This is a genomic window from Pedobacter nyackensis, assembly GCF_900176505.1.
In the GTDB taxonomy this organism is placed as follows: domain Bacteria; phylum Bacteroidota; class Bacteroidia; order Sphingobacteriales; family Sphingobacteriaceae; genus Pedobacter; species Pedobacter nyackensis.
The window spans coordinates 171101-196151 of the sequence record NZ_FWYB01000004.1 but is presented as its reverse complement, the minus strand read 5'-3'; the positions used below and the strand labels follow the sequence as shown (position 1 = coordinate 196151).

The 25051-nt window shown below is 39.0% G+C and carries 20 protein-coding genes; 14 read left to right on the top strand and 6 right to left on the bottom strand.

Annotation, left to right across the window (positions count from 1 at the left end):
* The first annotated feature begins 27 nt into the window (after positions 1–27).
* The 3 genes from B9A18_RS10635 to B9A18_RS10625 all read left to right on the top strand — a co-directional run bounded on the left by B9A18_RS10635 (position 28) and on the right by B9A18_RS10625 (position 4250).
* Complete coding sequence (locus B9A18_RS10635; RefSeq protein WP_144009456.1) at positions 28–1584, top strand: hypothetical protein; 1557 nt, start codon at positions 28–30, stop codon at positions 1582–1584.
* A 19-nt stretch (positions 1585–1603) separates the two neighbouring features.
* Positions 1604–3613, top strand: coding sequence for a thioredoxin family protein (locus tag B9A18_RS10630; RefSeq protein WP_084289267.1), 2010 nt, complete (start codon positions 1604–1606; stop codon positions 3611–3613).
* Positions 3614–3704: 91 nt separating this feature from the next.
* On the top strand, positions 3705–4250 hold the full coding sequence (locus B9A18_RS10625; RefSeq protein WP_084289266.1) for an RNA polymerase sigma-70 factor: 546 nt from the start codon (positions 3705–3707) through the stop codon (positions 4248–4250).
* Positions 4251–4328: 78 nt separating this feature from the next.
* Here the strand turns inward: B9A18_RS10625 and B9A18_RS10620 are convergent, their stop codons facing one another.
* The gene (locus B9A18_RS10620; RefSeq protein ID WP_084289265.1) at positions 4329–6383 is read right to left on the bottom strand and encodes a RagB/SusD family nutrient uptake outer membrane protein; all 2055 of its coding nucleotides are present in this window, start codon (positions 6381–6383) and stop codon (positions 4329–4331) included.
* A 65-nt stretch (positions 6384–6448) separates the two neighbouring features.
* A complete protein-coding gene (locus tag B9A18_RS10615; protein ID WP_235005294.1) occupies positions 6449–9760 on the bottom strand; it encodes a SusC/RagA family TonB-linked outer membrane protein in 3312 nt (1103 codons plus the stop codon).
* A gap of 535 nt (positions 9761–10295) precedes the next feature.
* Between B9A18_RS10615 and B9A18_RS10610 the strand changes: the two genes are divergently transcribed.
* The 9 genes from B9A18_RS10610 to B9A18_RS10570 are packed head-to-tail and all read left to right on the top strand — an operon-like array spanning position 10296 to position 19863.
* Complete coding sequence (locus B9A18_RS10610; protein ID WP_084289264.1) at positions 10296–11060, top strand: DeoR/GlpR family DNA-binding transcription regulator; 765 nt, start codon at positions 10296–10298, stop codon at positions 11058–11060.
* A gap of 3 nt (positions 11061–11063) precedes the next feature.
* The gene (locus tag B9A18_RS10605; RefSeq protein ID WP_084289263.1) at positions 11064–12470 is read left to right on the top strand and encodes an L-fucose/L-arabinose isomerase family protein; all 1407 of its coding nucleotides are present in this window, start codon (positions 11064–11066) and stop codon (positions 12468–12470) included.
* A gap of 17 nt (positions 12471–12487) precedes the next feature.
* Positions 12488–13315, top strand: a complete 828-nt coding sequence (locus B9A18_RS10600) for a transketolase (protein WP_235005293.1) — start codon at positions 12488–12490, stop codon at positions 13313–13315.
* A 10-nt stretch (positions 13316–13325) separates the two neighbouring features.
* Positions 13326–14288 carry a transketolase family protein gene (locus B9A18_RS10595; protein WP_084289261.1) on the top strand — a complete coding sequence of 321 codons (963 nt, stop codon included), beginning with the start codon at positions 13326–13328 and terminating at the stop codon, positions 14286–14288.
* A 39-nt stretch (positions 14289–14327) separates the two neighbouring features.
* Positions 14328–15260, top strand: a complete 933-nt coding sequence (locus B9A18_RS10590) for a D-ribose ABC transporter substrate-binding protein (RefSeq protein WP_084289260.1) — start codon at positions 14328–14330, stop codon at positions 15258–15260.
* A gap of 1 nt (position 15261) precedes the next feature.
* Positions 15262–15894, top strand: a complete 633-nt coding sequence (locus B9A18_RS10585; RefSeq protein WP_084289259.1) for a DUF2291 domain-containing protein — start codon at positions 15262–15264, stop codon at positions 15892–15894.
* A 6-nt stretch (positions 15895–15900) separates the two neighbouring features.
* Positions 15901–17406 carry a sugar ABC transporter ATP-binding protein gene (locus B9A18_RS10580; protein WP_084289258.1) on the top strand — a complete coding sequence of 502 codons (1506 nt, stop codon included), beginning with the start codon at positions 15901–15903 and terminating at the stop codon, positions 17404–17406.
* A gap of 1 nt (position 17407) precedes the next feature.
* The gene (locus B9A18_RS10575; protein WP_084289257.1) at positions 17408–18382 is read left to right on the top strand and encodes an ABC transporter permease; all 975 of its coding nucleotides are present in this window, start codon (positions 17408–17410) and stop codon (positions 18380–18382) included.
* The gene (locus tag B9A18_RS10570; RefSeq protein ID WP_084289256.1) at positions 18382–19863 is read left to right on the top strand and encodes an FGGY family carbohydrate kinase; all 1482 of its coding nucleotides are present in this window, start codon (positions 18382–18384) and stop codon (positions 19861–19863) included. Before B9A18_RS10575 ends, B9A18_RS10570 begins: the two co-directional genes overlap by 1 nt.
* On the opposite strand, the gene B9A18_RS10565 is transcribed toward B9A18_RS10570, so the two are convergent.
* The 3 genes from B9A18_RS10565 to B9A18_RS10555 all read right to left on the bottom strand — a co-directional run bounded on the left by B9A18_RS10565 (position 19853) and on the right by B9A18_RS10555 (position 22848).
* A complete protein-coding gene (locus tag B9A18_RS10565) occupies positions 19853–21520 on the bottom strand; it encodes a hypothetical protein (RefSeq protein WP_084289255.1) in 1668 nt (555 codons plus the stop codon). The two genes, B9A18_RS10570 and B9A18_RS10565, sit on opposite strands and share 11 nt — an antisense overlap.
* A gap of 184 nt (positions 21521–21704) precedes the next feature.
* Positions 21705–22421: a YqjF family protein gene (locus B9A18_RS10560; RefSeq protein ID WP_084289254.1), complete on the bottom strand. Its 717-nt coding sequence runs from the start codon at positions 22419–22421 to the stop codon at positions 21705–21707.
* A gap of 46 nt (positions 22422–22467) precedes the next feature.
* Entirely contained in the window at positions 22468–22848 is a 381-nt protein-coding gene (locus B9A18_RS10555; protein WP_084289253.1) for a PH domain-containing protein, read from the bottom strand.
* 145 nt (positions 22849–22993) lie between these two features.
* On the opposite strand from B9A18_RS10555, the gene B9A18_RS10550 reads away from it, so the two are divergent.
* Positions 22994–23815, top strand: a complete 822-nt coding sequence (locus B9A18_RS10550; RefSeq protein WP_235005292.1) for a Fic family protein — start codon at positions 22994–22996, stop codon at positions 23813–23815.
* A 157-nt stretch (positions 23816–23972) separates the two neighbouring features.
* Positions 23973–24191, top strand: a complete 219-nt coding sequence (locus B9A18_RS10545) for a hypothetical protein (RefSeq protein WP_144009455.1) — start codon at positions 23973–23975, stop codon at positions 24189–24191.
* Between the two features lie 91 nt (positions 24192–24282).
* On the opposite strand, the gene B9A18_RS10540 is transcribed toward B9A18_RS10545, so the two are convergent.
* Entirely contained in the window at positions 24283–24576 is a 294-nt protein-coding gene (locus tag B9A18_RS10540; RefSeq protein WP_084289250.1) for a hypothetical protein, read from the bottom strand.
* Between the last annotated feature and the right edge of the window lie 475 nt (positions 24577–25051).

The following is a 25051-nucleotide window of genomic DNA, read 5'->3' as shown; positions in this document are numbered from 1 at the left end:
TCGAGCCTCAAATTAAACCTTAAAAGCATGAAGAAAATACTATTACAGGTAACAAATCTGGTTGTAATCATGACAGTTCTATTGAGCTGTGTTAAAGATAAAGGCAACTATGAGTTACACGAGATACCAGGAGTCAGTAGCAAAGGATATACCATACAGATCAATGGGAATCCTATACCTCCCCAAGACATAGCTAAGCTGATTATCAATACAAATGATCGATTACAGATCAGCTTCAATGAAGATATCGCAGGAGGTGTTGATCCGGTCTATCAATGGATGATGTATGAGATAGATCCTATTCTCAAACCTGGAGCAATGCCCGAATCTTCGGCGCAAATAGCTTTAACCAAAGACTTTGATCAAAGCTTCTCTAAAGGACCAGGTAAATACAAGCTCTATAGAAAGCTGACCAACAGAAATAATGGAGACGCCTACTTTTCGGAATTTATAATAGAGGTAGAATCCATCAATGGACTACTTGTGTACCAGGAAGATGGAAACAAGCGGGGTGAATACAGTTCGGTACGGACTGTGGAAATGAATCTTGGTCTACCCAGTAATAAAATGGGTGTACGTCATCAGATATATTCCAGTCTCAACCCAACTCATCCTGTTGAAAATCCAACCCAATTATGGTTGAGGCAAGTAAATGCCCCGACTTACAGTAATCAAATATTTGCCATATCTGCGAATGGAGCAACCCAAATCAACTATAGGACTCATCAATGGGAACATAGCAACAAAGAGGCCCTCTTTGCTTTTCCCCTTGAAGGTAGTTTTATGCCTCAAGGCCATATGAATGGCAGCAATAAAACAGAATACCTTGTACAGAATGAACAAGTATTTAGTATTGACTATACCAGCGGCCCGTCAGTTCCTAAGTTTGCACAATTAAGCGAAGCTGGTATGGCATACGCACCATATATGATGACTATTCCAACCGATAGGCAAACCTTTAGATTATATAGCAATGTGGTATTCAACAAAACACTTCAAAGGTTTGAATACGACAATTTTGGAAACCTAACTCCCTTCTTTTACGCTCCGGGAAACTTGGGTCAATCGGATGTAGACATATCAGCTACGCAAATGAATTTAATCTACCTGGCAAAAGGAAAAGACTACTATATCGATGCAATTATGGAGCAAAACACTGGAACGATAAACTACATTCGTTTTGATATCACAGATCCAATGGCCGCAACTTGTACCCATAATATTGCGCTATCTGCCTTGTCTGATCAGATTACAAAACAAAGTCTGTGGGCAGTTTCAGAACGCGGTCCATTAGCCTTTTTCGCAACAGATAACAAAATTTATACTTTAAACTATGAAAACAAAACAGCAGAACTATCTATAGCCGATCTACCTGTTAATGCTAAAATCTCCGTTCTAAAGATTTTGAAGGATAAGGAAAATCCGGCTTATGACAACGCTATTTTGTATATAGCCTATAACCAAGGAGATAAAGGAACACTACTACAATATGAATTCAATCCGCTAAGTGGACAATTAAACATAAGCGCTAAAAAAACGTTCGATGGTTTCGGAAAGATTCTGGACTTAACATTAAAAAAGTAATATAAATAAACATAAAAAGATGAAAAAAATTATTCTATTCCTTCTGGTTTTATTTCCTATTTGCACATTTGCGCAGGTAAAATTCGAGGAGACCAATATTAAAAAAGCGCTGGAAAGAGCTAAAAAAGAAAACAAAGGGCTAATTGTTGATGTCATTTCCGGGAGAATCGATAAAGAGAATATAGACAAAGTACTTTCGGATAAAGCTACTACCGACCTTTTGTTGAAAAACTTTATTCCTATTCGCATCAATCTAATGAAGCCTGAAAATGAAAGTTTTACCGAGTATATTGCTAATCTATCCTACCCGGTTACGGTATTTCTAAATCAAAAAGGGAATACACTAGGCTCTTGTCACTGGGATGCAATAACAGGTGGTTATGAGAACTTCGGTAAGATACTAGATGCGGCCATCAAAGTAGATCTTGAAAAAAAAGCCAATACTAAGAAAATTGACTTTTTAGACATAGACTATAAGCAAGCTTTAGAAATGTCGAAAACAAGTGGAAAGCCCGTTTTTGTTGATTGTCATTTTGAAGGCTGTGGTCCATGTAAAAGAATGGTTGTTAATGTGTTTAACCTGGATAGGGTAGCTGACTTTTACAATCAAAACTTTATTTGTATCCAAATTGATCGTGATAAAGATCCACACCGTGTATGTGAGAAGTTTAAAGTATTTGGATTCCCTGGATATTTGTACATCAACGCTGCGGGAGCATTAATTCTAAAAGATGATGGCTTTAAAGCTCCGGATGATTTTATGGCATTGGGAGGTAAAGCATTAGCCGCGCATAAAAATGGTACTACAAGCGATGTGCAAACTACATCAGGTAGCAGTTCCAGTCCACAAGCTACAGGTATGGCAACAAGTGCAACATCAACTCCAATGAGCAACAGTGTTGCAGCAGGTAACAGTGCTGCAGGTAGCTCTGCAACTGCAATGGGTAGTAATAGTAGTAGCGTAAATTCAAGTACAGTACAATTTGAAAAATTAAGTCTTAACGATGCAATTGCAATGGCAAAGAGCCAGAATAAGGCCATTTATGTGGATATGAGTGCGACCTGGTGTGGACCATGCAAAATGATGAAGGAAAAGACTTTTCCAGACCCACAAGTTGTAGAGTATTTAAATAAAAACTTCATCAGTATCAATTTTGAGTGTGATATAGACAGCGCTTTGTCTAATGTTTATAGAGATAAATACATTTCTACGGCTTTTCCTACTCATTTATTGATAGATAAGAATGGTGAACTCATCCATAAATTTGTGGGCTATATGAGTGTGCCTTCATTTTTGGCGGAATTGAACAAAGGGGTAATGGCCAATACAGGTCTAAACTCATTCCACAAGAGATATGAAGTTGGAGAAAGATCGGCTGCTTTTATGAATGAATACATCACCATGCTGGCTAATGCCAATGAAGGAAAACGGGCATCTGGTTTGGCTTCAGAATATTTGAAAACCTTATCTATGAATGATCTGGCTAACAAAAAGACGTTTTACTTAATCAATGAATTTGTTAGAGATCTGGATTCTGAGCTGGCACAAAAAGTATTGACCAACAAACAAATCTTTGAAAAAAATGTAGGCAAAGGAGATGTAGATAGCTATGAAAAAATGTTATGGTTAATCAAAGCGATGTCTTTTGTTAGTGGAAAAGATGGTGAAAAAGTATTAGATAAAGTAGGATATGATAAATTTTTAAAGCGCTTAGACGCTAGCGGAATTGATAAAAATGACTATGTAAAGATGACGTCTACGATGGAAAATTATCATCTTATAGCGGATTGGAATAGTTATGCTCAACATGCTATTGCTTATATGAAAAAGAATAAAGGCAAAGCCAGTCCTATGCTGACCTGGAATTGGGGATCACGCTTACAAATGGGTTGTACCGACAAAGATTTGAGAGCAAAATATGTTGATGAAATGGAGTCAAATTATGAGTTGATCAAAAAAACGGATGCAGATCAAGCTGTTGTTTGGAAGGAATCTATGAAAATTTTAATTAATGATCTAAAAAAATAAGCGGGCAAATCTTATAGAGCAAGCAGTTATTGGGCTAACTGCTTGCTTTATATTTACAGATTATCTGGCATCATACGTTGTTTGATACAAAATGGAAAGTAGCAACATAGATAGTAAAAAAAAGGAATTATTGCTTTTTAATCAGTTGTTTGAAAAATATCGAGCAGCCCTCATTGGCTTTGCCATGAGCTATCTTAAGGATAAAGATGATGCTGAAGACATTGTACAAGATGTATTTTCGAAGGTATGGGGTCGGATAGACAACATGCAAGAAAACAAGGATGGGAAAAGCCTCCTATTTACCGCTACTAAAAATGCTTGCATAAGCCATCTACGCCACAAGGCCAGCAACCAAAGGTATCAAGTCTCCGTCCTGGCTAAAATAGAACTCATTGCATTAGAAAACTCTACCATCGAAAGAATAGAACTCAATGAACTGCAAGGACAAATAAACTCGATCATGCAGACTCTTCCTGATGATTATCAAGAGATATTTTTTATGAACCGGGAAGAAGGGCTTCGCTATATTGATATCGCCAAACATAAAAACATATCCATAAAAACTGTAGAAAAGAAAATCAGTCTTACACTAAAAATATTGAGGAATAGCATTACGCATTGCATCTGGTTCCTTTAGGAATTCTTTTTCTATCGTATATAAAAAAAGAGGATATCCTTACGGATACCCTCTTTGCCAATTTTAGATGGGATTTAACTAGTAACCATTGTTGCCAAATTCATTTCCATTATTAATTGTATTCAGGAAAGAGAAAGGAATAGGTCTATTGTAGTGTTTTGTTGGGTTAAAGCTTGCTGAAGCCCTACGATTATATTGCGCTAAGCGCGTTTCGAATGCTCTATGACGTTTCAAAAGCGCCCAACGGTTAAATTCACCACAAAGCTCTCTGGCATACTCATCAAAAACATCGTTCATCGTTGCTGAAGCTAACATCATTCCTGTTCCTGCATTAAAGTCGGCAGGATTCCGGCAGGCACGTTTGCGCAGCTCATTTAAATATCCCGCAGCAACACCTCCATTTCCACCAGATTTAAGCGTAGCTTCAGCAGCAAGTAAATAAACTTCGGCCATACGCATGACCATAATATTACCCAGTTTTTGCTGGAAGTTACCACCCAGCCAGCCACCATCAAAATTATGATTGAACTTACTTAAAGCCGGGAACAGGTTTGCCATATTCGCAGGCGTTAATCCATTACCTGTAGGATCTTTGTATTTGGCACCAGTTGGGTCTGACGGATCAAAAAGGTCATTGATATTAACCACTGCATATTTGCGAAGTGCTTTATCCGCAGGGCTTAACTGATCTTTACTTAAAAATGCGAAAAACCTGTCTTCATCAACATCCAGCGGATACGGATGCACGTTGGCATTTGCCACAGTAACCAAAGCAGAAGTTGCTCCTGTAGTTACGCCTTTCGGCCATACTTTTGGAATGTATTGCCAGGTCGCATTCGCTGAAGCATTTTTAGCATCAACATCTGTGTATGGATAGATCTTTTGTCCAATAAATGCTGGATTAATACCATACTTGGTACACATTGCAGCATTAAGTGTAACTGTAGCGTCAGCATAAGTCACATTCGCAGGACTTGGAGGGGTTGGATTACTTGTTTTTGCCTGAACACCCGAATAGTTTGTAAATGCAGTAACGAATGAATTTTCCCAACGCTTATCATACGTTGCATTGAAGCAATTGATCAGGTATTTTGTAGGCGCAATAAACGACTGGTTCAGACGTCCGTAATAAGCATTTGATGTATTTGACCCGGCAGCTCTCCTGAAAAGATCTGTACCTGCACCGAATGCATTGTCAAGTGACGGATAATAATGCAAATAAAGGTTGGGCTTATTATTGCCAGTAAACGCATCGTATGACGCGTTATAAGGATTTAGCCCGTATGCAGTAAATAAAACTTCAGCATTATTTCTATTGTTAGCAGCAGCAAATACCTGGGCAAAATCAGGGTACATGGTGGCACCATAAGCTCCTTTATTCAGAATCAGATCTTCAGCAACTTCTTTTGCCCTCAACCAGTAACTTTTTGTTCCCTCCATTAAGCCTTCGCCACCTCCTTGTGCATAAGCGCGCGCAAGTAAACCAAGCGCAGATTTTTTGGTTACGCGTTGAAGATTCCCTTGATAAGGCGTCACTGGCAAATTCTGGGCACCGGCTGTTAAATCAGCGATAATCTGGGTATAAATCTCGGCAATGCTATTACGCACAGGTTTTAAATTCTTTACCGGATCGTCAGTTGTAACCAATGGAATCTCGCCAAACTGCGCAACCAATACAGAATAATAATAAGCCCTCATTACCTGTGCTTCTGCTACAAGTATTTTAATATCCGTAGCATTTCCATCTTTTATTAATGGCGCAATCTGTATGGTTTTATTACAATCCTTAATTGAGCCCCAGGCATAATCCCAGGTGTTGGTTACCAGGTTAAAGTTATTGGTAAATTCCTCATAGGCCATTACCTGTCTGTTACTTACAGAATTCGTAGGTGACGTCCATAAATCGGTCCCAACTTCAGACACGATCCCGTATGGCATACTGATCAAGGTGCCCCAAAGCCCCGTATAAATATTAGATTGAAACGATCTGAAACCGTTAAAATCTCTGAGCACTTCTTCTTCTCCCAGCGCATTAGGATTATATTCGTCTACCTTACAGGATGGTATGCTCAATATCATCAGTAAGCCTAGTCCACATGCACAAAATATCCTCTTTATAAATTGATTTTTCATCTGTTTAATTTTTTATTTGTTATGGCTACAGAACAACTGTTCCTAACTATTTTATTACTTAACGATTAAAATGATACATTCAAGCCGAACACAAACTGTTTAGTCAACGGGTAATCCATCTCGCCATTCATTTCCGGATCGTAGTCTTTTAAGAAATGGCTTTTTGTAATCACCAATGGATTGGTCAGGGTGCTGTAAAAACGTACTTTACGCATCGCAATCTTTTTTGCAATATTTTCTGGCAATGTATAACCCAGCGTGATGTTTTTGATTTTAAAGAATGAGCCGTCTACATAATTCAGTCCCGAAAATCCGGTCATAGATGTAGGAGATGCAAGAATATTCATTACAGGAAAATCATTGGATGGATTTTCTGGCGTCCAATAGTTAAAATCAGAAAGGAACGTTCTTGGCGGACTGGCAACAGTCGCCAATGCACTTGGGTTATACCATCCCATCATCACGTAGTTGATGGTTTGTCCCCAACGCAAATAAGAATAAATACCCAGATCAAAGTTTTTGTATTTAAAACTATTTTGGAAACCCAATGAAAAATCAGGCGTGTTGTGCCCTATAGTCTGAAAGTCATTCGTATTATTGTAAGTGTAGAGAGAAGATGCAGCAGTTAATGCAGGATTAAATCTTTGCGCATCACTAAGGTTGGTATAATAATACAGGTTTGTGCCTTCCCTCGTAAATACCCCATCTGCCAATTTAACAATACCAGGCGTATTTACTTTTAAGTCTCCCGGGCGTCTTCCAAATGCACCCGCATCTGCTTCCTCGCCTATTTGCCAGATTCCATCAATCTTATAATTTCTAAATGAAGCAATGGGTTGACCAATCGTTAATGCGTAATTTCCACCTGCACGGTTATCTCCTCCCGCCACATTATTGGTAATGTTGTTAGCAGTACCTTCTGATAATTTTAAAATTTCCTCATGGTTACGCGAGAAAGCAATAGAAGAGGTCCATTCAAAATTCTTACTCACAATATTACGTGTATTTATGGTGAGTTCGAAACCCTTGTTATTGGTCTTTGCGATATTGAGATAAGTTTGATAAGGTGTGCTACCGGATCTGTATGCTCCGTAAATGATAGGTGAATTGAAGTTATAGATTACTCCGTCAGTATTGGTATTGTAATAATCCAGGGCCATATCAATACGGTTGTTAAACAATCCCAGATCCAGACCGAGGTTCAAGGTTTTAGACTTCTCCCACACCAGGTTTGGATTGGTAATAAATTGTGAATTACGGTAAATGGGAACCAACTCACCACCTAAAGACATATTGGCCTGTTCTACGAAACTAGAAGAAGAATTAGCGGGAATATAGGCAGTTCCAGCAATACCCCATGTAGCGCGAACTTTCAGGTTATTGATATATTTCTTTGTACCCTCCATAAAGTTTTCATCAGAAACCCTCCAGCCAGCAGACACTGCAGGAAAATTATCCCACTTATTGGTTTCGTATAATACCGAAGATCCGTCCCTGCGCACTGAAGCCGAAAAAAGGTACTTACCTTTATATGCATAATTGATACGCCCCATTAAACCGAAGGTCTTAGACATCGTATAAGATGATGTGGCAGTACTGTTCACATCGGGGGTAAACCTGTACCATTTAAATTTGTTGTTGGCGACGGCTTGGCTCATCTCGGTTCTGGTGTCCTGAGTGTGAAAGTAAGAGGTAACACCGGTAAAGGTAAAGTCATGGTCCTTTCCAAGAAGGTAGTTATAGGTCAACACGTTTTCCCACTGATACTGCTGATAACGGTTTTGGTTAATCCGGGCTCTGGCAATATTCGCATTTACATAAGTATAACTCACAGAACCCACCCCATCAAAACGATAAGTATTTAAATAATCCATACGTACGCCACCCCGGCTTAAAATAGTTAGTCCCTTTATTGGTCTGATTTCTATATATGGATTAAAAAACACTTTTGTGTTGTTGTCTACGTTTCCATAAACTCCTGGCTGATAATCGAGTAAAAGATTGTATACATTACTTCCCAGATCCGGGTTTACAGATCCATCAGCTTTATAAGGTTGTACCAGGGGATCAGTAACAATAGCGTTTTCCAGTTTGTCCTGCGCTTTATTTCTATCCACATAAGAAGCCTGAAGATTGGCGCCTATAGAAAGCCAGTTTCTAATCTTGTGATCCAGACGCATGCTTGTAGAATAGAGCTTGTAATCATCTCCAATATACTGGCCTTTCTCATTATTTAGGTTAAATGAAACGTAAGCTTTTGTAGCATCGGTACCGCCGGAAGCAGCTAAGCTGTAGTTTTGCAAAGCAGCGTTATCTCTCATGAAAATATCTGCCCAATTCACAAAATTGCCATCGTTGAACAACGCATATCTGGCATCGCCAAAAATTGCTTTATCATCTGCCGGTGATCGCCATTGAGGTGGACCAGCTGCAGGAAATCCATTTGCTGCAGCAACTGCAGTGGTCACCCACTTTCTGGTTGCACCATCGAAGTTATATTTATAGGCCTCTCTTTTGGCATCCAGATACTGATCTTTAGTCAGTGCATCAGGAACAACTGACATGCCATTATTGCCATAATAAGCGTTGAAATCGATGTTTAATTTCCCTGCCTTTCCACTTTTTGTGGTGATGATGATTACACCATTTGCTCCCGATGCACCGTATACAGCAGTTGAAGCCGCATCTTTTAAAACATCGATAGTTTCGATATCGTTAGGGTTTAAAGTAGCATAATCACCAGGTAAGCCATTGATGATAAATAAAGGCAAGCCACTGGCGGAAATTGATCTGGTTCCACGTAACTGCAGGTTAACACCCTCTCCGGCTTGTCCGGATGAGCGCGTAATATCCAAACCAGCCACCCTTCCCTGTAACGATTCCATAGGATTCGGACCCGGCCTGGCGGTGATTTCCTCTGATTTTACCGACACTACAGATCCGGTAAGGTCACGTTTTTTGACAGTACCGTATCCAATCACCACCACATCATCCAGTTCGGCAACATCATCCACCAGTACTACCCGCATGTTATTCGATGCCACAACTTCTACGGTTTTAAAACCAATCATACTGAAGACGAGTACGCTATTCTGATTTTCCAGATTGATGCTAAATTCACCGTTACTATTGGTTGAAGCTGCGCCAGTCGCATTTTTAGCCTTGATACTTACGCCAACCAGCGGAAGTCCCTTATCATCAACAACCGTCCCTTTGACGGTTATTCGTTGTTGCACAAAAAAAACAGCGTTGCTGTAATTAGTAGCCGTAATTTCTTCTGCTGCGATAGAGGAGCATGGTAAAATTGCAATGGCCAGTAGCAACTTAGTACCTGATAGCGCCCTCCAATGGCATTTGCTGAGTAATGTTTTTTGCATAATTTTTATCAATATTTGGTTAAACGTTTTGATTCATAAATCGCAAAATTCAATACCTATCAACCAAAAGATAAAAACAATCAGACTTTTTATTATGAATAACATATTCATAAATAACACGCATAGATATTTATACTTGGTTATAAGGCTATGATAAGCAGTAAGCGACACATGACCATATTTATTATCTAATATACAGAAGATTTTCTTTTATTTTCTTTTTTCTTCTATTTTCTTTGAATCACTATTATTCTTAACGCCATATAAGGTTTCAAAGGAAGTCTTACCTTTTTCAAATCCTTATCATACTTATCGGCATTTCAGGTTAATAATATTTGATTAGTTCGGCAGCTATTACAAATCTGCAACGCAACCCTTGCTGTTTGCTATAGAATCTTCCCTAAATATTGTAGAATATTATCAAATCACAAACTTAAATCTTTGTTTATTTTCTTTTTCCTTCGATTATTAACTATTTATTGTTTTACTTTGAGTATAACCAAATACAAAAACAAAATAAAAGGGAGAAGACATCATGCTTGCTAACCAGCGAAAAGACAAGATACTAGAACTTTTAAAAGAAGATGGGTCAGCAAAAGTTGTTGTCCTTGCAAAGCTTTTTAAAGTCACAGAGGTTACCGTCCGACAGGATTTAGAAAAACTAGAAAAGGAAGGATTAATACTTAGAGAACACGGGGGTGCCTTTTTAAAAAACATGGAAAACCAGGTCCGCACATTTTCCTTAAGCCATCAGGATAATCTTGATAAAAAAGAACTCATTGCAAACAAATGCCTGGAGTTTATATTCCCAGGCGACACCATTATATTAGATTCCGGATCCACTACCACGGAGATTGCGAAGAAATTAAAAGGCATTAAAAATTTAACGGTTATTACGAATGCTTTAAACATCGCTTTGATGCTCGGCATAGAACCCGGAATAGAAGTGATCATGACAGGTGGTGAATTTAAACCGCCTACCTTATCGCTAACCGGACAAAAAGCAGCTGATTTTTTCACTGGATTAAATGTTCATAAGCTTTTTCTAGCTACTGCAGGCTTGTCTCTTAAAGCTGGCTTAACCTATCCAAGTATCAGCGACCTGGTGGTAAAGCGGGCAATGATTAACGCAGCAGAGACCACTTATCTGGTGGCTGATTCGACCAAAATCGGCAAGAGTTCTCTTGCCAGTCTCGGCGCATTATCAATGATCGACTATATCATAACCGATGCCGGAATAGAAGAAAAATACAAAAATTTATTAAACGAAAATGAAATAGAACTGATTATAGCGGATTAATTGATGGAAAAACAAATGACATTAGGTGTAATAATAGGTAACAGAGACTTTTTCCCGGATCGTTTGGTAGCAGACGCAAGAAAGGAAATTTTAGAAGTATTGCGTAAATCGAATATCAAAGCGATTCTTTTAGAAGAGTCACAGTCGAAACTTGGTGGCGTAGAGACCTTCCATGATGCCCAGAAATGTGCTGAACTATTTAAAAGGCACAGAGATGAGATCATGGGCATTTTAGTGGTTCTACCTAATTTCGGAGATGAAAGAGGTGTTGCAGAAACATTAAAACTTGCTCAGTTGAATGTTCCGGTTCTGGTTCAGGCCTATCCTGACGATCTGGATAAACTAGATGTAGCACGAAGAAGAGATTCCTGGTGCGGTAAGATTTCTGTCTGTAATAACTTATACCAATTCGGCATTAAATACACCTTAACAACCAAACATGTCGTTCATCCCTCAGACCCTTCTTTTATCGAAGACCTGAAAAACTTTGCTGCAGTATGTCGTGTAGTAAAAGGATTAAGAAATGTGCGTATCGGTGCTATAGGCGCCAGACCAGGAGGTTTTAACACCGTACGTTACAGTGAAAAAATATTACAGCGCCATGGTATTTCGGTGGTTACTGCTGATCTTTCAGAAATCCTGGGCCATGCAAATAAGCTCAGTAAAGACGACAAGGTGGTGAAAGAACATCTTGAAAAGATCAACAATTATGCGCCCTCTGGCAATACCCCTTCCGAAGCCATGATACAGATTGCAAAGCTGGATGTGGTGCTGAATGATTTTATGAGAGACAATTCACTGGATGCCAATGCCATTCAATGCTGGACTTCATTACAACAAAACTTTGGGTGTAATGTATGTACCACTATGAGTATGATGAGCGAAAATATGCTACCAAGCGCTTGTGAAGTTGATGTTACGGGTACGTTGACCATGTATGCCATGCAGCTTGCCTCTGGTTCGCCAAGTGCATTGGTAGACTGGAATAACAATTACGCGGCTGATGAGGAAAAATGTGTGCTCTTCCATTGTGGAAATTGGGCAAAATCATTTTTACCGGATATACAAATCAGCAACGCCCCTATCTTAGGAACTACCGTAGGCGTAGAAAACACATACGGCGCGCTAGACGGTCGCACACCTGCAATGCCGCTAACTTATGGAAGAATCAGTACAGATGACACCAGAGGTGTGATTAAAGCCTATTTCGGTGAAGGAGAACTTACTGACGATCCACTTAACACATTTGGGAACAGAGCAGTGGCCAAAATAAACAACCTACAGGGATTGATGCAATATGTTTGCAAAAATGGTTTTGAGCACCATGTGGTTATGAATGCTTCAAAAACCGCAGGTGTATTAAAAGAAGCCTTCGAAAACTACATGGGATGGGAAATTTATCAGCATTAACCTGATTTAATTTTATAATGATGACGGAAAAAGAACTTCAAACAAAATCCATAGAATACCGGAAAAAGATTCTGAAATACATTTACGGTGCTAAAGCAGGTCATACCGGAGGCAGCTTATCCTGCGTAGATATTTTAAATGTGCTTTACAACACGACGATGAATGTCGGGCCTGAAAATATAAAATCAGCAGACAGAGACCGTTATGTTCAAAGTAAAGGTCACTGTGTGGAAGCGCTTTTTGTGGTGTTGGCAGATAAAGGTTTCTTTCCTGAGACAGATCTTGAAACCTTATGTAAATATAAGTCACATTATATCGGACACCCGACAAAGAAAGTTAACGGTGTTGAACAAAACACAGGTGCATTAGGACATGGCTTACCGCTAAGTGTAGGAATGGCCATTTCGGCAAAACTTGATGGTAAGGATTATAAAGTTTTTACCCTATTGGGAGATGGCGAATTGCCAGAAGGCTCTAACTGGGAGGCCGCGTTGACAGCATCCCACTATAAACTGGATAACCTTTGTGCGATCATTGACCATAATAAACTTCAGATTACCGGTAAAACGTCCGACGTATGTAATACCGATCCTATCGATCAAAAATTTGAGAGTTTCGGCTGGTCGGTTAAACACGTCGACGGCCATGATCACCTGCAACTAAAAGCGATTCTGGCCAGTATGCCTTTTGAGGAAAACAAACCAAGTCTGATCATTGCACACACCATTAAAGGAAAAGGGGTTAGCTACATGGAAGATCAGATAAAATGGCATCATGGGGTGCCTTCTGAAGAAGAATACACCTCCGCACTACAGGAATTAGATCATACATTGGCGTCATTATAATTTAAATAAAGTGGAAACAATCGTAAATAAAAGACCCGGAACAGGGCAGGCAAACCTGGAAGTTTTTTCGGAAACACTTCAAAAGCTTGCACAGTTTGACAAAGACATTATTGTGGTAACCAGCGACTCAAGGGGTTCAGGAAAATTGGTCCCTTTTGCAGAAAAGTTTCCTAAGCAGATTGTTGAAATCGGAATTGCGGAACAAAACCTGGTAGGTGTTGCTGCTGGAATTGCCTCCACAGGTAAAAAGGTATTTGCGGTATCACCTGCATGTTTTCTTACCGCCAGATCGTTTGAACAAATTAAGAATGATGTGGCTTATTCCGATAACCCTGTTAATTTAATTGGGATCAGCGCAGGCGTGAGTTATGGCGCATTAGGCTCAACCCACCATAGCTTACACGATTTCGCGGCGCTACGAGCAGTGAACAATATGATCATTGTAGCCCCGGCAGATAACTATGAAACTGAACAGGCCATTACACAGGCCGCAGCACTAAATCAACCGATTTATCTGCGGTTCGGAAAAAAGAACATGCCACATCTTTTGCCGGAAAGCAATGACTTTCAATTTGGTAAAGGGCGAATAATTAGAAACGGAGCTGACCTGACGATTATTGGAACAGGAGAAACGGTTCATCCTGCTTTACAGGCGGCAGAGCGGTTACAGGCTGAGTATGGCATCAATGCCACTATAGTAAGCATGCATACCATTAAGCCCCTGGATTATGAACTGATTGCCAGACTTGCGGAAAGTGGAAAGCCCATTCTTACTGTGGAAGAACACAGCATCTTTGGTGGATTAGGCGAAGCCTGCGCTTCATTTTTAATGGAAAATAATTATAGAAATCCTTTTAAAATTATGGGCATCCCCGACGAATATACCGTGACTGGTTCTCAAAATGATATTTTTAACCACTATGGAATATCCGAAAGCGGAATTCTGGCAGCTGCGCGGAAACTCGTAAGCTAATACAACAACACCCCTAACCAAATATAATCCTGTAAACTTATGAAGAGAATTTATGCATTCTTTTTAGTGTTGTCGTTGCTGACAATAGGCGCTTGCAGAAATAAACCCACTGCAGAAGAACCGAAAAAAATTGCAGTAATTGTTTCTACATTAAACAACCCCTGGTTTGTGGTACTAGCAGAAACCGCAGCTGCTAAGGCACGAGCATTGGGTTATGAAGCCAAAATCTTTGATTCTCAAAACAATACTGCTTTAGAAGCAGATCACTTTGAGAACGCCATCAGTTCAGGCTTTAATGCCATCTTGTTTAATCCTACGGATGCCGACGGCTCTATTGCAAATGTGTCGAAAGCTAAAGCAGCCGATGTTCCTGTATTTTGTATGGACAGGGAGGTCAACTCTAACAAATCTGCAACGTCACAGATTTTATCCGACAGCTATTCAGGCTGTATTGCATTAGGCAAATATTTTGTTAAAAAGCTAAATAAGAAAGGTAAGTACGTAGAAATTTTAGGTTTAGTGGGCGACAATAATACCTGGGCACGTTCTAAAGGTTTTCATAGTGTTGTTGATCATTATCCCGGGCTAAAAATGGTAGCCCAGCAGAGTGCAGATTTTGACCGGAACAAAGCCATGGAAGTTTTGGAGTCGATATTACAGGCAAACCCAGATATCGACGCCGTTTTCTGCGGAAATGATGCCATGGCAATGGGTGCATACCAGGCACTGTATGCAGCGGGTAAAGCTAATCATGTACAGGTATTCGGCTTTGATGGTGCTGATGATGTACTCAATTCTATAAAAGAGGGTAAAATAAAAGCCACAGGCATGCAGTATCCAAAAGTTATGGCAGAAACTGCTGCGTTATATGCACAGGAATATTTTAATGGAAAGCGCAACTTTCCTCAAAAGGTTCCTGTGGCAGTTGAACTGGTAACTCCTGAAAATATTAAAAATTATAGCGCTAATTAATATGAAGAAGTTTTTAAAATACCTGCTTGCATTGATTGCCTTCCTGTTTATTGGTTACCACTCCGTCTACTTCAAAAAATTAACGGAAGTTAGCGCCCGCACCTCCACCGAAAAAATCAACATTAGTCAATACACCAGGACATTCTGGAATAAAAAACTACTGCCATCGTTAAATAAAGCCCTGTCATTAAATGAATTGATAGCCTTGCTTAAAACTGATCCTGAAAAAGCTTTTTCAACTTACGGCAAGGCACTCGGAATAGGTGATTTGAAATATTTCATGGTTAAAGGTGTAGGAAAAGTAATGAAGGTCAACGAAAATGAAGTAGCGCTACTCAGTACAGCAACAACGGAAAATCTGGTTGTCAATATTGCAACAGAATACGTTTATGGAAATGCAGTAAGGGATGCTTCGGGATTAATAAATACGAATGATTTTGACAACACCTCAGATTTTAATGAGATATCTGCAGGCATAAACCAGATCATCAGAGATGAAGTTTTACCCGATTTTAAGAAGCGAATAGCTAGTGGCGACCGCATTGAATTTGTTGGGGCCATTGAACTAAATAAGAAATTTTTAAACCTCAGTGATATCGAGATTACGCCTGTTCAATTAAAAATACTTAAATAATAAAAGATGCTGGTTGTAGAAAATATAAGTAAACATTTTGGGGGCATTAAGGCACTTGATCAGATCAATCTCGAAATTCGGGCAGGCGAAGTAACTGCGATTATTGGAGAAAATGGTGCAGGGAAATCCACCTTAATGAAAATCCTCTCCGGCGTATATCCAGACTATGAGGGTAAAGTGATTTTTAATGGCAAGACCGTTAATTTTGATAACCCGAAACAAGCGCAGGAATGTGGCATTTCCATTATTCATCAGGAGCTCAACCTCATCCCCTATTTATCGGTCACCGAAAACATATTCTTAGGTCGTGAAATTACCACCTCCTGGGGCGAGTTGGATAAAAAAGCCATGCGCTTAAAAACACAGTCCTTGCTCGATCGTTTAAAGCTAAACGTCAACCCCGATACTTTGATCATTGATATAAAAGTGGGACAACAGCAGGTTGTAGAAATTGCAAAGGCTTTGCTAACAGAATCTGAGGTTATTATTATGGATGAACCTACCTCGGCTATCAGTGACAACGAGGTTAAGGTTTTATTTGAGATCATTAATGATCTGAGAAAAGAAAATAAAGCAATTGTTTACATTTCCCATAAGCTGGATGAGTTATTTAAAATTGCAGACCGCTATATCATTTTAAGAGATGGCTGTGTAATAGAAAGTGGAAATATCCAGGAAATGAACGCCGACGACGTTATTCATAAAATGGTTGGCCGGGAAGTTCAGATGATCAGAAAGCAAAGCTTAAAGGTCACTACCGGGGAGTTGTTTTCCGTGAAAAACCTTTGCCTTAGAAACCCAAATCAAAAGCAGGAATATCTGCTTAAAAACATATCATTTAACCTTGCTAAAGGAGAAATTTTAGGGGTTTTTGGTTTGATGGGTGCCGGAAGAACTGAATTACTGGAAGCTATTTTTGGTCTTCATCCAAAATACAGAAGCGGTGAAGTTCGGATCAGCGGATCAGCAACTTCCATCAATTGCGCAGCGGATGCCATTAAAGCGGGCTTGGCTTTAGTACCGGAAGACAGGAAGAAAGACGGTTTGCTGCTTGATCTTGATGTTCAAAAGAATATCGGAATTACGACATTAAAAGATATGGAGCACTTAGGTATGCTCGAAATACAGAAAGAAACCCAATTATGTGATAAATACCGGTCAGAGCTTAAAATCAAAACATCCTCGGGGAAGCAAACTGCCGGCGATCTTAGCGGAGGCAATCAGCAAAAGATTGTTATTGCAAAATGGCTGGCTACACATCCTAAAATTTTGCTGTTGGACGAACCTACACGTGGTATCGATGTAAATGCGAAAAACGAGATCTATAAGTTAATTCTGAGCCTTGCCGATAAGGGAATGGGCATTATTATGGTTTCCTCAGAATTGCCTGAAATCTTAGCGATATCAGACCGGGTAATGGTGATGTCGGAAGGTATCATTACTGCACAAATCCCTATAAACGAAGCCAACGAAGCATGTATCCTCAAAGCAGCAATTCCTAAATCAATCTAAAATGGACTTAAAGTTATACAAACCCTTTTTCATAAAATTTCAATCTTTAATAGCGCTGTTTATTCTTTGCCTATTGATCAGTCTCATCTCCGATAAGTTCCTTACCGTTTCTAACGGCTGGAATGTCATGCGGCAAATTTCGGTGAATATCTGCATTTCTGTCGGAATGACGCTCGTTGTTTTAACGGCTGGTATAGATTTATCTGTGGGCTCGGTCTTAGCACTTTGCGGCGCCCTCACTGCAGGATTACTTAAAAATGGTTTAGCATTTCCTCAAGCTGATCTTTTTATAGGGTTTACAATTTTAGGCGCAATGCTCGTTGGTGTACTGGCAGGTACCTTCCTTGGTGCATTTAACGGCTGGGCTATCACTAAGTTTAAAGTCCCTGCCTTTATTGCCACACTTGCTATGTTAACCATTGCACGTGGGTTAACCCTATTGTATACTCAGGGCTTTCCAATTTCGGGTTTGGGTGATGATTTTGCCTATTTGGGAACAGGCTGGTTTCTAAGCATTCCAGTTCCAGTATGGATTTCGGGTATTGTGGTATTACTTGCGGTAATCCTAACCACCAAAACCAGATTAGGAAGATATATTTATGCCATTGGCGGCAATGAAAGCGCTTCCCGCCTATCGGGAATAAATATCAGCCGCGTTAAAATAATTGTATATGCAATATCCGGTGCATTAGCAGCCATTGGGGGCTTAATAGTTACTTCCCGACTGGACTCTGCACAACCCAATGCCGGTAGTAGTTATGAACTGGATTCTATAGCGGCAGTAGTTATAGGTGGTACTTCTTTATCAGGTGGAAAGGGTACTATTTTAGGAACGGTACTCGGTGCCATCATTATCGGTGTTTTAAACAATGGACTGGTCCTGTTAAATGTATCTCCATTTTGGCAACAGGTGGTAAAAGGAGCCGTGATTTTATTGGCAGTAATCATCGATAAATCAAATTCTAAAAACGACTAATGAGCAAGTATATATTATCAATAGACCAAGGTACGAGCAGCACTAAAACACTACTATTTGATGAATACGGTAAGGTTGTTGCCAAGGGATCAATGCCGCTAAAAAGCATCTTTTACGGAGATGGATTTGTGGAGCAGGATCCTGAAGAGATTTACCAGAACGTATTGAGTTCTTTAGCACAATGTTTAGCAGATTTTAAATTAAAAGGCGGAAGCTTAGCCGATATCAAAACTTGTGGCATCTCTAACCAAAGGGAAACATTTGTGATTTGGGACGAGAAAGGGAAGCCTTTGCACAACGCTATTGTGTGGCAGTGTAAGCGCTCTGTCGGCATTTGTAATCAACTATCTGCCGATGGATTAGGAGAAGTCATAAAGTCGAAAACCGGCCTGATTATCGACCCCTATTTTTCAGGCACAAAACTGATTTGGTTGTATCAAAATGATGAGAACATTAAAAAAGAAATTGACGCAGGAAAAGCTTATTTCGGAACTATAGATACCTGGTTGCTGTATAAATTCACACAGGGACAATCTTATTTAACGGATTATACCAACGCATCCAGAACACTATTTTTTAACCTTACAGAATTAACCTGGGATAAAGTGTTGCTGGATATTTTCAAGCTCTCTAAATTGAATCTTCCATCGATTAAACCCTCATCACACTTTTTCGGAACAACTAGTTTTAACGATTTGATTCCGGCTGGAATATCCATTACTGCGATGATTGGCGATTCGCATGCGGCAGCATTTGGCGAGGGGTGTTTTGCTCCAGGAACTGCAAAGGCTACATTAGGTACCGGATGTTCTATCCTGATGAATATTGGTACTGAGCTTAAATCGTCGGGCAGTGGCATGATCAGCACAATTTGCTGGAGTACGGATGAGGAGGTGGCCTATGCCCTTGAAGGAGTAATTGTTTCCTGCGGATCAACTATAGAATGGCTTAAAAATGAATTGGGATTATTTGCGGATAGTAGGGAAACTGAAAGTATGGCCAGATCTGTATCCGACAACAATGGTGTTTATCTGATTCCTGCGTTTAGCGGATTAGGGGCTCCTCATTGGGACATGAATAGAAAAGCTGAGATCAATGGGTTAACTTTTGGTGCAAATAAAAATCATATTGTAAGGGCGGCATTAGAGTCTATCCCCTATCAGATCAAGGATGTGATCACTGCGATGTACAACGATACAAGTATAGAATTGGAGGAGCTAACGGTTAACGGAGGTATAGCCAGCAATAGTTTCGTACTACAGCTTACTGCCGATTTGCTAGAAAAAAATGTGGTAAACATGGGAATGCCGGATGTATCTGCCTTAGGGGCAGCTTATTTGGCTGGATTAAAAACAGGCATCTTTAGAGATATTGCCCATTTAAAAACTTTGAACTCAGAGCAATCCATTCACCAGCCCGGCAGCAATACAGACCAGGTTCACAAGAATTACGAAAATTGGAAAAAGATGATTAGTGCTTAATTAAGTCGGTTCGGTTTTTCAAAACCTCCCTGTTCAGCTTCACTTTCACTTTCCCAATCGGATGGAAGCGTTTATTGTGGTTTATGGCAGCATATACAATTGTAAACATGTCATTCCCTTCATCTATCAAACACATTGGTGTTCGCATGATATCCCACCATTTGTTCACCTTTGTTTCGATCGGTATATAAGTAGCTTCTGTCCAATTGTATCCATCCCGGGATAATGGACCTCCATCAAAAATTGTGATGTAGCAGTCTGCAGAAAGCTTGTAAACAATCGGATTTTCGATAAACCATGGGTGGATTGTTTTGATTGGGTTTATAGTTGTATCCATTCTTGTCCATGGCCCTTCAGGTGATTTAGATTTCGCTAAACCAATAAACCACCCTTTACCCGGCTTATCCGGGTAATCTTTAAAAGACTGGTATGGATAAGCACCACCATAAAATGCCAGCCACTCCTTATTATTGATTTGAAAAGGGAAAAAGGAATCCACTCCCTGCCGACCTTCCCACAATTGCGTATCAAGGCCAGGTTCCATAATTACAACACCTTCATTGTAGGGGCCTCCTATTCCCTCAATACCTTTCGTTTGAGATTCCGTCCGCCATATCCGGCCAAAAGAATGATTAGGCGCTATATCCTTATCAACAGTATAAGTTAAATAGTAGCCGTACCAGGTATCCGTTTTATCATTAAATACCGGCATATAGGACCAAATTGCTCCTCTGCGATCATTTAATGGATTATCATCATGGGTAATTGCATAAGTTCCACTTGCCTGAAAAACAGTCGACTTCCGTTTCCATTTTACAGCATCTTTACTAGTCCAATGTCCTATCCTGGTTTTAACACGATCATAAGTGTAGTCCATCCCTTTTTCTCCGGCACGTTCTGTAGGGAACATATGGTACACACCGTTAATTTTAACACATACCCCGCCTTCAAATCCACCCTGAATATCTTGCGCACCCTCCATTCCCACATCCAGAACCGGTTGTTCAGGCCCTTCAACAACTTCAAACAATGCTTTTTTTGCGGTAAAACCTTCAATAATAAAAGGGTCCCATAATCTGCCATCCGGGCAGCCACCGTCCCGATGTTTAATATCTTTCAATGACTGTACTGCCCCCAGTATCATAAAAAGGTTGTCGGTCCATTTCAAACTATGCGTTCCTGACTTATATGCTATTGCGTAAATATCAATATCAGGTAAACCAGTTATACTCATTGCATTTTTGATGAGCGGTTCTTTTGTTAACCTACCCTTACCATAATCAATGCGTTCCAATGAAGACGTATTTGTTTTTGCTGCAGAATCCCTGAAAATCCCGATTAATAAATAGCAGCTGTTTTTTACGTTGAATTTAATCGATCCTGCTTTTACTATACCATCTGATAATGGCAGTTTTATTACCTTTAGCCCTTCCAGTTCTTTACTGATTCTAGCAACGCTATTTTTTGCGCCGCTAAAAACATTTACAAATTCTGATAACCGAGTGGTACTATATTCATGCCCTATTAATCGATATAATGAGTCTTTTGGCTTTTCATATTTTGTATCATAAATAGCTGTTTTTGCATAGGTAGCGCTGTAATAGCACAAAAATAAACACAATGAGGTTCGGAAAATACTTTTAAAAAAGGGTTTCATGTAGTTTTTGAAGTTAATTGAGATCCTTCATGTTATTTACAAATGAACAGGACAGCGTTGGGCTTAGCTCTTCGTTAAATATAAATATAATATTCAAATATAAAAGCGAAGATAAAATCTCTTTTGATAAAACCGACAAGTGTAAAATAAGCCTTTAAATCTTGCAATCTAAAGGCTTATCATGTTACTGAGCGTGGATTATTTTCTTTCTCTCTACTGAAATTTCTGATCCTTCCGCCAACATTACAGATGCCGGTTGCAGATGGTTTAAGAACTTAAATTTATCTCCGTAGGTAAGTTCAAAATCTACATCAATATTATATTTCTTTACGTGGTAATGGTTCCATTTCGGATGCTTTACTTCGTATTCGTTAGTTTTAAACTCATTATACCTTGCATATCCCCAATAATGTTCCGTAATGAATTCGGTTTTACTTCCTGGCTCGATAGCAGACAATTCCTTTTCAGCAGTTACATGAAAAGATTGCCATTGCTTTTTACACCTCCATTTATATTCAACTTCTCTTTCATTTTCAGTTTCTGTCCAATTGTGTTTCATTGGCATGGCCACATAGTTTTCATTATAAACTGTATTAGCGACTAGAGAAAGTGCAACCTTGGGCACTATTTCTTTAATAAAAACAACTCCTCTTTTCCAAACTCCCTGATCTAGATACTTAACATAAAATCGCAGATTAACTTCTTCGAAATTAGAATGAAATGGCACACTAACCCCCATTAATTTGGTGTTCTTAAATAAAAAACCTATCAAGCTAACATAGCAAGTATTATCCCATAGGTCAAGCTCTGTTCCAAGGGGAATATAGGGCGTTAAAACCGCGCTATCTATTGCATAATTTGCTATGGCTAACTTTCTCCATTCAGCTGTTAAAAAGCTCATATTTGCAATATAACTATATTTTAATTTATAGATAAGGGAATATATCCTATCCAAGCACATGGTGTGCAAGTACTTTCTGTACCTCAAACACATTTACCGATTTATTGAACTTTTTCCGGATACTTGGAATAGTTTCACTGGAGATCCAGATCTTTAATTCCGCATCTAAGTCAAAAGTGCCTGCTGTTTCTATACTAAACCTGGAAACCGACTTATAAGCAACAGAAACATACTCAGTCTTGCTCCCTGTCAATCCCTGAATATCAACAATGATCAGCCGCTTGTTGGTAAAAATGAAAGTATCCCTAATCAATTTAAAACCCAATTCAATCTCTTCATTATCGATAAGTAGTGTTCCATAATTTTTTCTTAAATCATCTTGACTTACCGCGCCTGCATTGCCCATTAAAGCTGAAAATAATCCCATTTCGTATATTTTTTTTTATATGATTTAAGATTAGAGATAACAGGATAAAAAAAGTTACAGCGTTTTGTATTTCTCATATAATTGATGTCATTAAGTACTCCTGATATATACAAGCAATAAAGACCTGATGAATTAAAACCTCAAATTGATTACATTTGCAATGAATACGATGGATATTATAGAACTCATAAAGCAATATCAGCATCTTGGCATAGATCAGGTGATAGATCATGAAAAATTCAACCTCATTTCTATAGTTCACCATTCTACCAGGATTGAAGGCTCAACCCTTACTGAAGTTGAAACTCAGGTTTTACTTACTGAAGGATTGACGCCAAAAGGTAAGCCTTTGCATGAAAGTCTAATGGTAACTGATCATTATGCTGCACTTCAGTACGCATTGGAACAAGCCAAAACCAAGCATGTAATTACTCCAGAATTTATTCAAAAATTAAATTCCTTCATTGTCAAAAATACAGCAAGCACTTACAATACCGTGTTTGGAACTATCGATGCCGCTACGGGAGCCTTTCGTAAAGGAAATGTAGTTGCTGGTGAAACATACTTCCCTAACTTCAATAAAGTTGAAGCACTAACAAAAAATTTAGCTTTCGATCTTGCTGGACGAATGCAACAGGATTTAAGCATGCGAGAGCAGCTGAATTTATCCTATGATGCACACTTAAATTTGGTCAGCATTCATCCCTTCTACGATGGTAATGGAAGAACTTCAAGATTATTGATGAACTATATTCAAGCGGTTTTTAGACTTCCACTTGCAATCGTACATAACGAGACAAAAACAGATTATTATCAAGCACTTATCGATACACGTAAACAAGAGGATATCAATATTTTCAGGGCGTTTATGGATAACGAATACAAAATGCTTCTCAGTGCGGAGATCAGCAAATTCGAAGAAATGCAGCATCCTAAAAAAGGTAAGGGCTTCACCTTCCTTTTTTAAATCGAAATTCGATCCTTGAAGTGCCATCGAACCAACTTCCTTTACCTTCATTTTCTCTAGCTTTTTAGCAGGTAGATGCTGAAGTGTTAAGGATTACCATAACGCCTATCCGCCCATGGGTATTCAAACCACCGCTGAATTTTTCGAAATCGATAAAATGGAAAAAGAATTACTACCAGTATTGAACATCAAACTCTACCTGATCAACGTGAACTATATCCCCACCAATGAAGCTGCTCTAAAACAACTTAAGGGGAAGGATTACCAGTTAAATATCATGAACGGAACCTGTCATTTCCCTATGCTGGAGCATCCGAACGAACTCAACTTAATTTTACGACAGGATATCAGCACAATAGAAAAGGACCTAAACTAAATAAGGGGCCATCTTTCGATGAACCCCAAATTAACGCTCTCGTGCATCTATAACAATAGAATCCCGTTGAAGGTTTGGTCTGTTTACCTACCTAAAGTAATCCCCGTGGAGCACGAATAACACCAACACCTCTAAATTCATATATATAAGGGGGTTTATCAGCTGAGTTTTCTTTTAAGAATTGTCTACAGGCAACATAAATATCAGGCCCATAACTCTTTTCATATAATTTTGGGTCTATTTCAAATATAGCAGGGACAATACTATATGAAGAAGGAGGAATAATTCCAGAAATCATATTAATCACAATAAATTCCTCCTCATTTTTTGAAATTGGCACTTTAATAGGCCCATTTCCTTCGGCATGTGTAGAGATTTTATTCATAAGTTGTTTTTTTTTTTCAAATTTAACTTTAAGAAGTGTCCATGTGATTTACAACTTATGTACAAAATGTTGCACATATTTTAAGCCTTTATATACATCAGAATTGACACTTAAATCTTAGGCAAAAAAGGAGGCTGTCTCTCGACTGTCTCCCGTTTAAACATTATCGTTTATAGTTAAACACAAAATGCCGCAAATGGTTTTAGTTTAATAAGGTGTTATTCAATTTGTAATTTTAAGAAGTCATTTTTACTTTTTATCGAAGGACAATAATAGCTTATTCACGATTTAAAGCTATTGACGGCTTTGGCACTTCCAGAAAAGTAATAATAGAAAGTAATGCTTTGATAAACTGAAGATAGCCACCATCACTCAGTGTTTTCATTACTACGACTGTCCGGAATCAATGATAATAACTTTCTTGTGTTTTCTGCTTCATGCATGAATTCACCGATTAATACTTGTTTCATCATTT

Bases quoted from the DNA above. Each gene is read 5' to 3' on its own strand.
- B9A18_RS10600 (WP_235005293.1), top strand. From the start codon at position 12,488: ATGATGACGGAAAAAGAACTTCAAACAAAATCCATAGAATACCGGAAA.
- B9A18_RS10545 (WP_144009455.1), top strand. From the start codon at position 23,973: ATGGAAAAAGAATTACTACCAGTATTGAACATCAAACTCTACCTGATC.
- B9A18_RS10585 (WP_084289259.1), top strand. From the start codon at position 15,262: ATGAAGAAGTTTTTAAAATACCTGCTTGCATTGATTGCCTTCCTGTTT.
- B9A18_RS10555 (WP_084289253.1), bottom strand. From the start codon at position 22,848: ATGGGATTATTTTCAGCTTTAATGGGCAATGCAGGCGCGGTAAGTCAA.
- B9A18_RS10560 (WP_084289254.1), bottom strand. From the start codon at position 22,421: ATGAGCTTTTTAACAGCTGAATGGAGAAAGTTAGCCATAGCAAATTAT.
- B9A18_RS10610 (WP_084289264.1), top strand. From the start codon at position 10,296: ATGCTTGCTAACCAGCGAAAAGACAAGATACTAGAACTTTTAAAAGAA.
- B9A18_RS10635 (WP_144009456.1), top strand. From the start codon at position 28: ATGAAGAAAATACTATTACAGGTAACAAATCTGGTTGTAATCATGACA.
- B9A18_RS10625 (WP_084289266.1), top strand. From the start codon at position 3,705: ATGGAAAGTAGCAACATAGATAGTAAAAAAAAGGAATTATTGCTTTTT.
- B9A18_RS10565 (WP_084289255.1), bottom strand. From the start codon at position 21,520: ATGAAACCCTTTTTTAAAAGTATTTTCCGAACCTCATTGTGTTTATTT.
- B9A18_RS10605 (WP_084289263.1), top strand. From the start codon at position 11,064: ATGGAAAAACAAATGACATTAGGTGTAATAATAGGTAACAGAGACTTT.
- B9A18_RS10580 (WP_084289258.1), top strand. From the start codon at position 15,901: ATGCTGGTTGTAGAAAATATAAGTAAACATTTTGGGGGCATTAAGGCA.
- B9A18_RS10540 (WP_084289250.1), bottom strand. From the start codon at position 24,576: ATGAATAAAATCTCTACACATGCCGAAGGAAATGGGCCTATTAAAGTG.
- B9A18_RS10590 (WP_084289260.1), top strand. From the start codon at position 14,328: ATGAAGAGAATTTATGCATTCTTTTTAGTGTTGTCGTTGCTGACAATA.
- B9A18_RS10620 (WP_084289265.1), bottom strand. From the start codon at position 6,383: ATGAAAAATCAATTTATAAAGAGGATATTTTGTGCATGTGGACTAGGC.
- B9A18_RS10570 (WP_084289256.1), top strand. From the start codon at position 18,382: ATGAGCAAGTATATATTATCAATAGACCAAGGTACGAGCAGCACTAAA.
- B9A18_RS10615 (WP_235005294.1), bottom strand. From the start codon at position 9,760: ATGCAAAAAACATTACTCAGCAAATGCCATTGGAGGGCGCTATCAGGT.
- B9A18_RS10575 (WP_084289257.1), top strand. From the start codon at position 17,408: ATGGACTTAAAGTTATACAAACCCTTTTTCATAAAATTTCAATCTTTA.
- B9A18_RS10630 (WP_084289267.1), top strand. From the start codon at position 1,604: ATGAAAAAAATTATTCTATTCCTTCTGGTTTTATTTCCTATTTGCACA.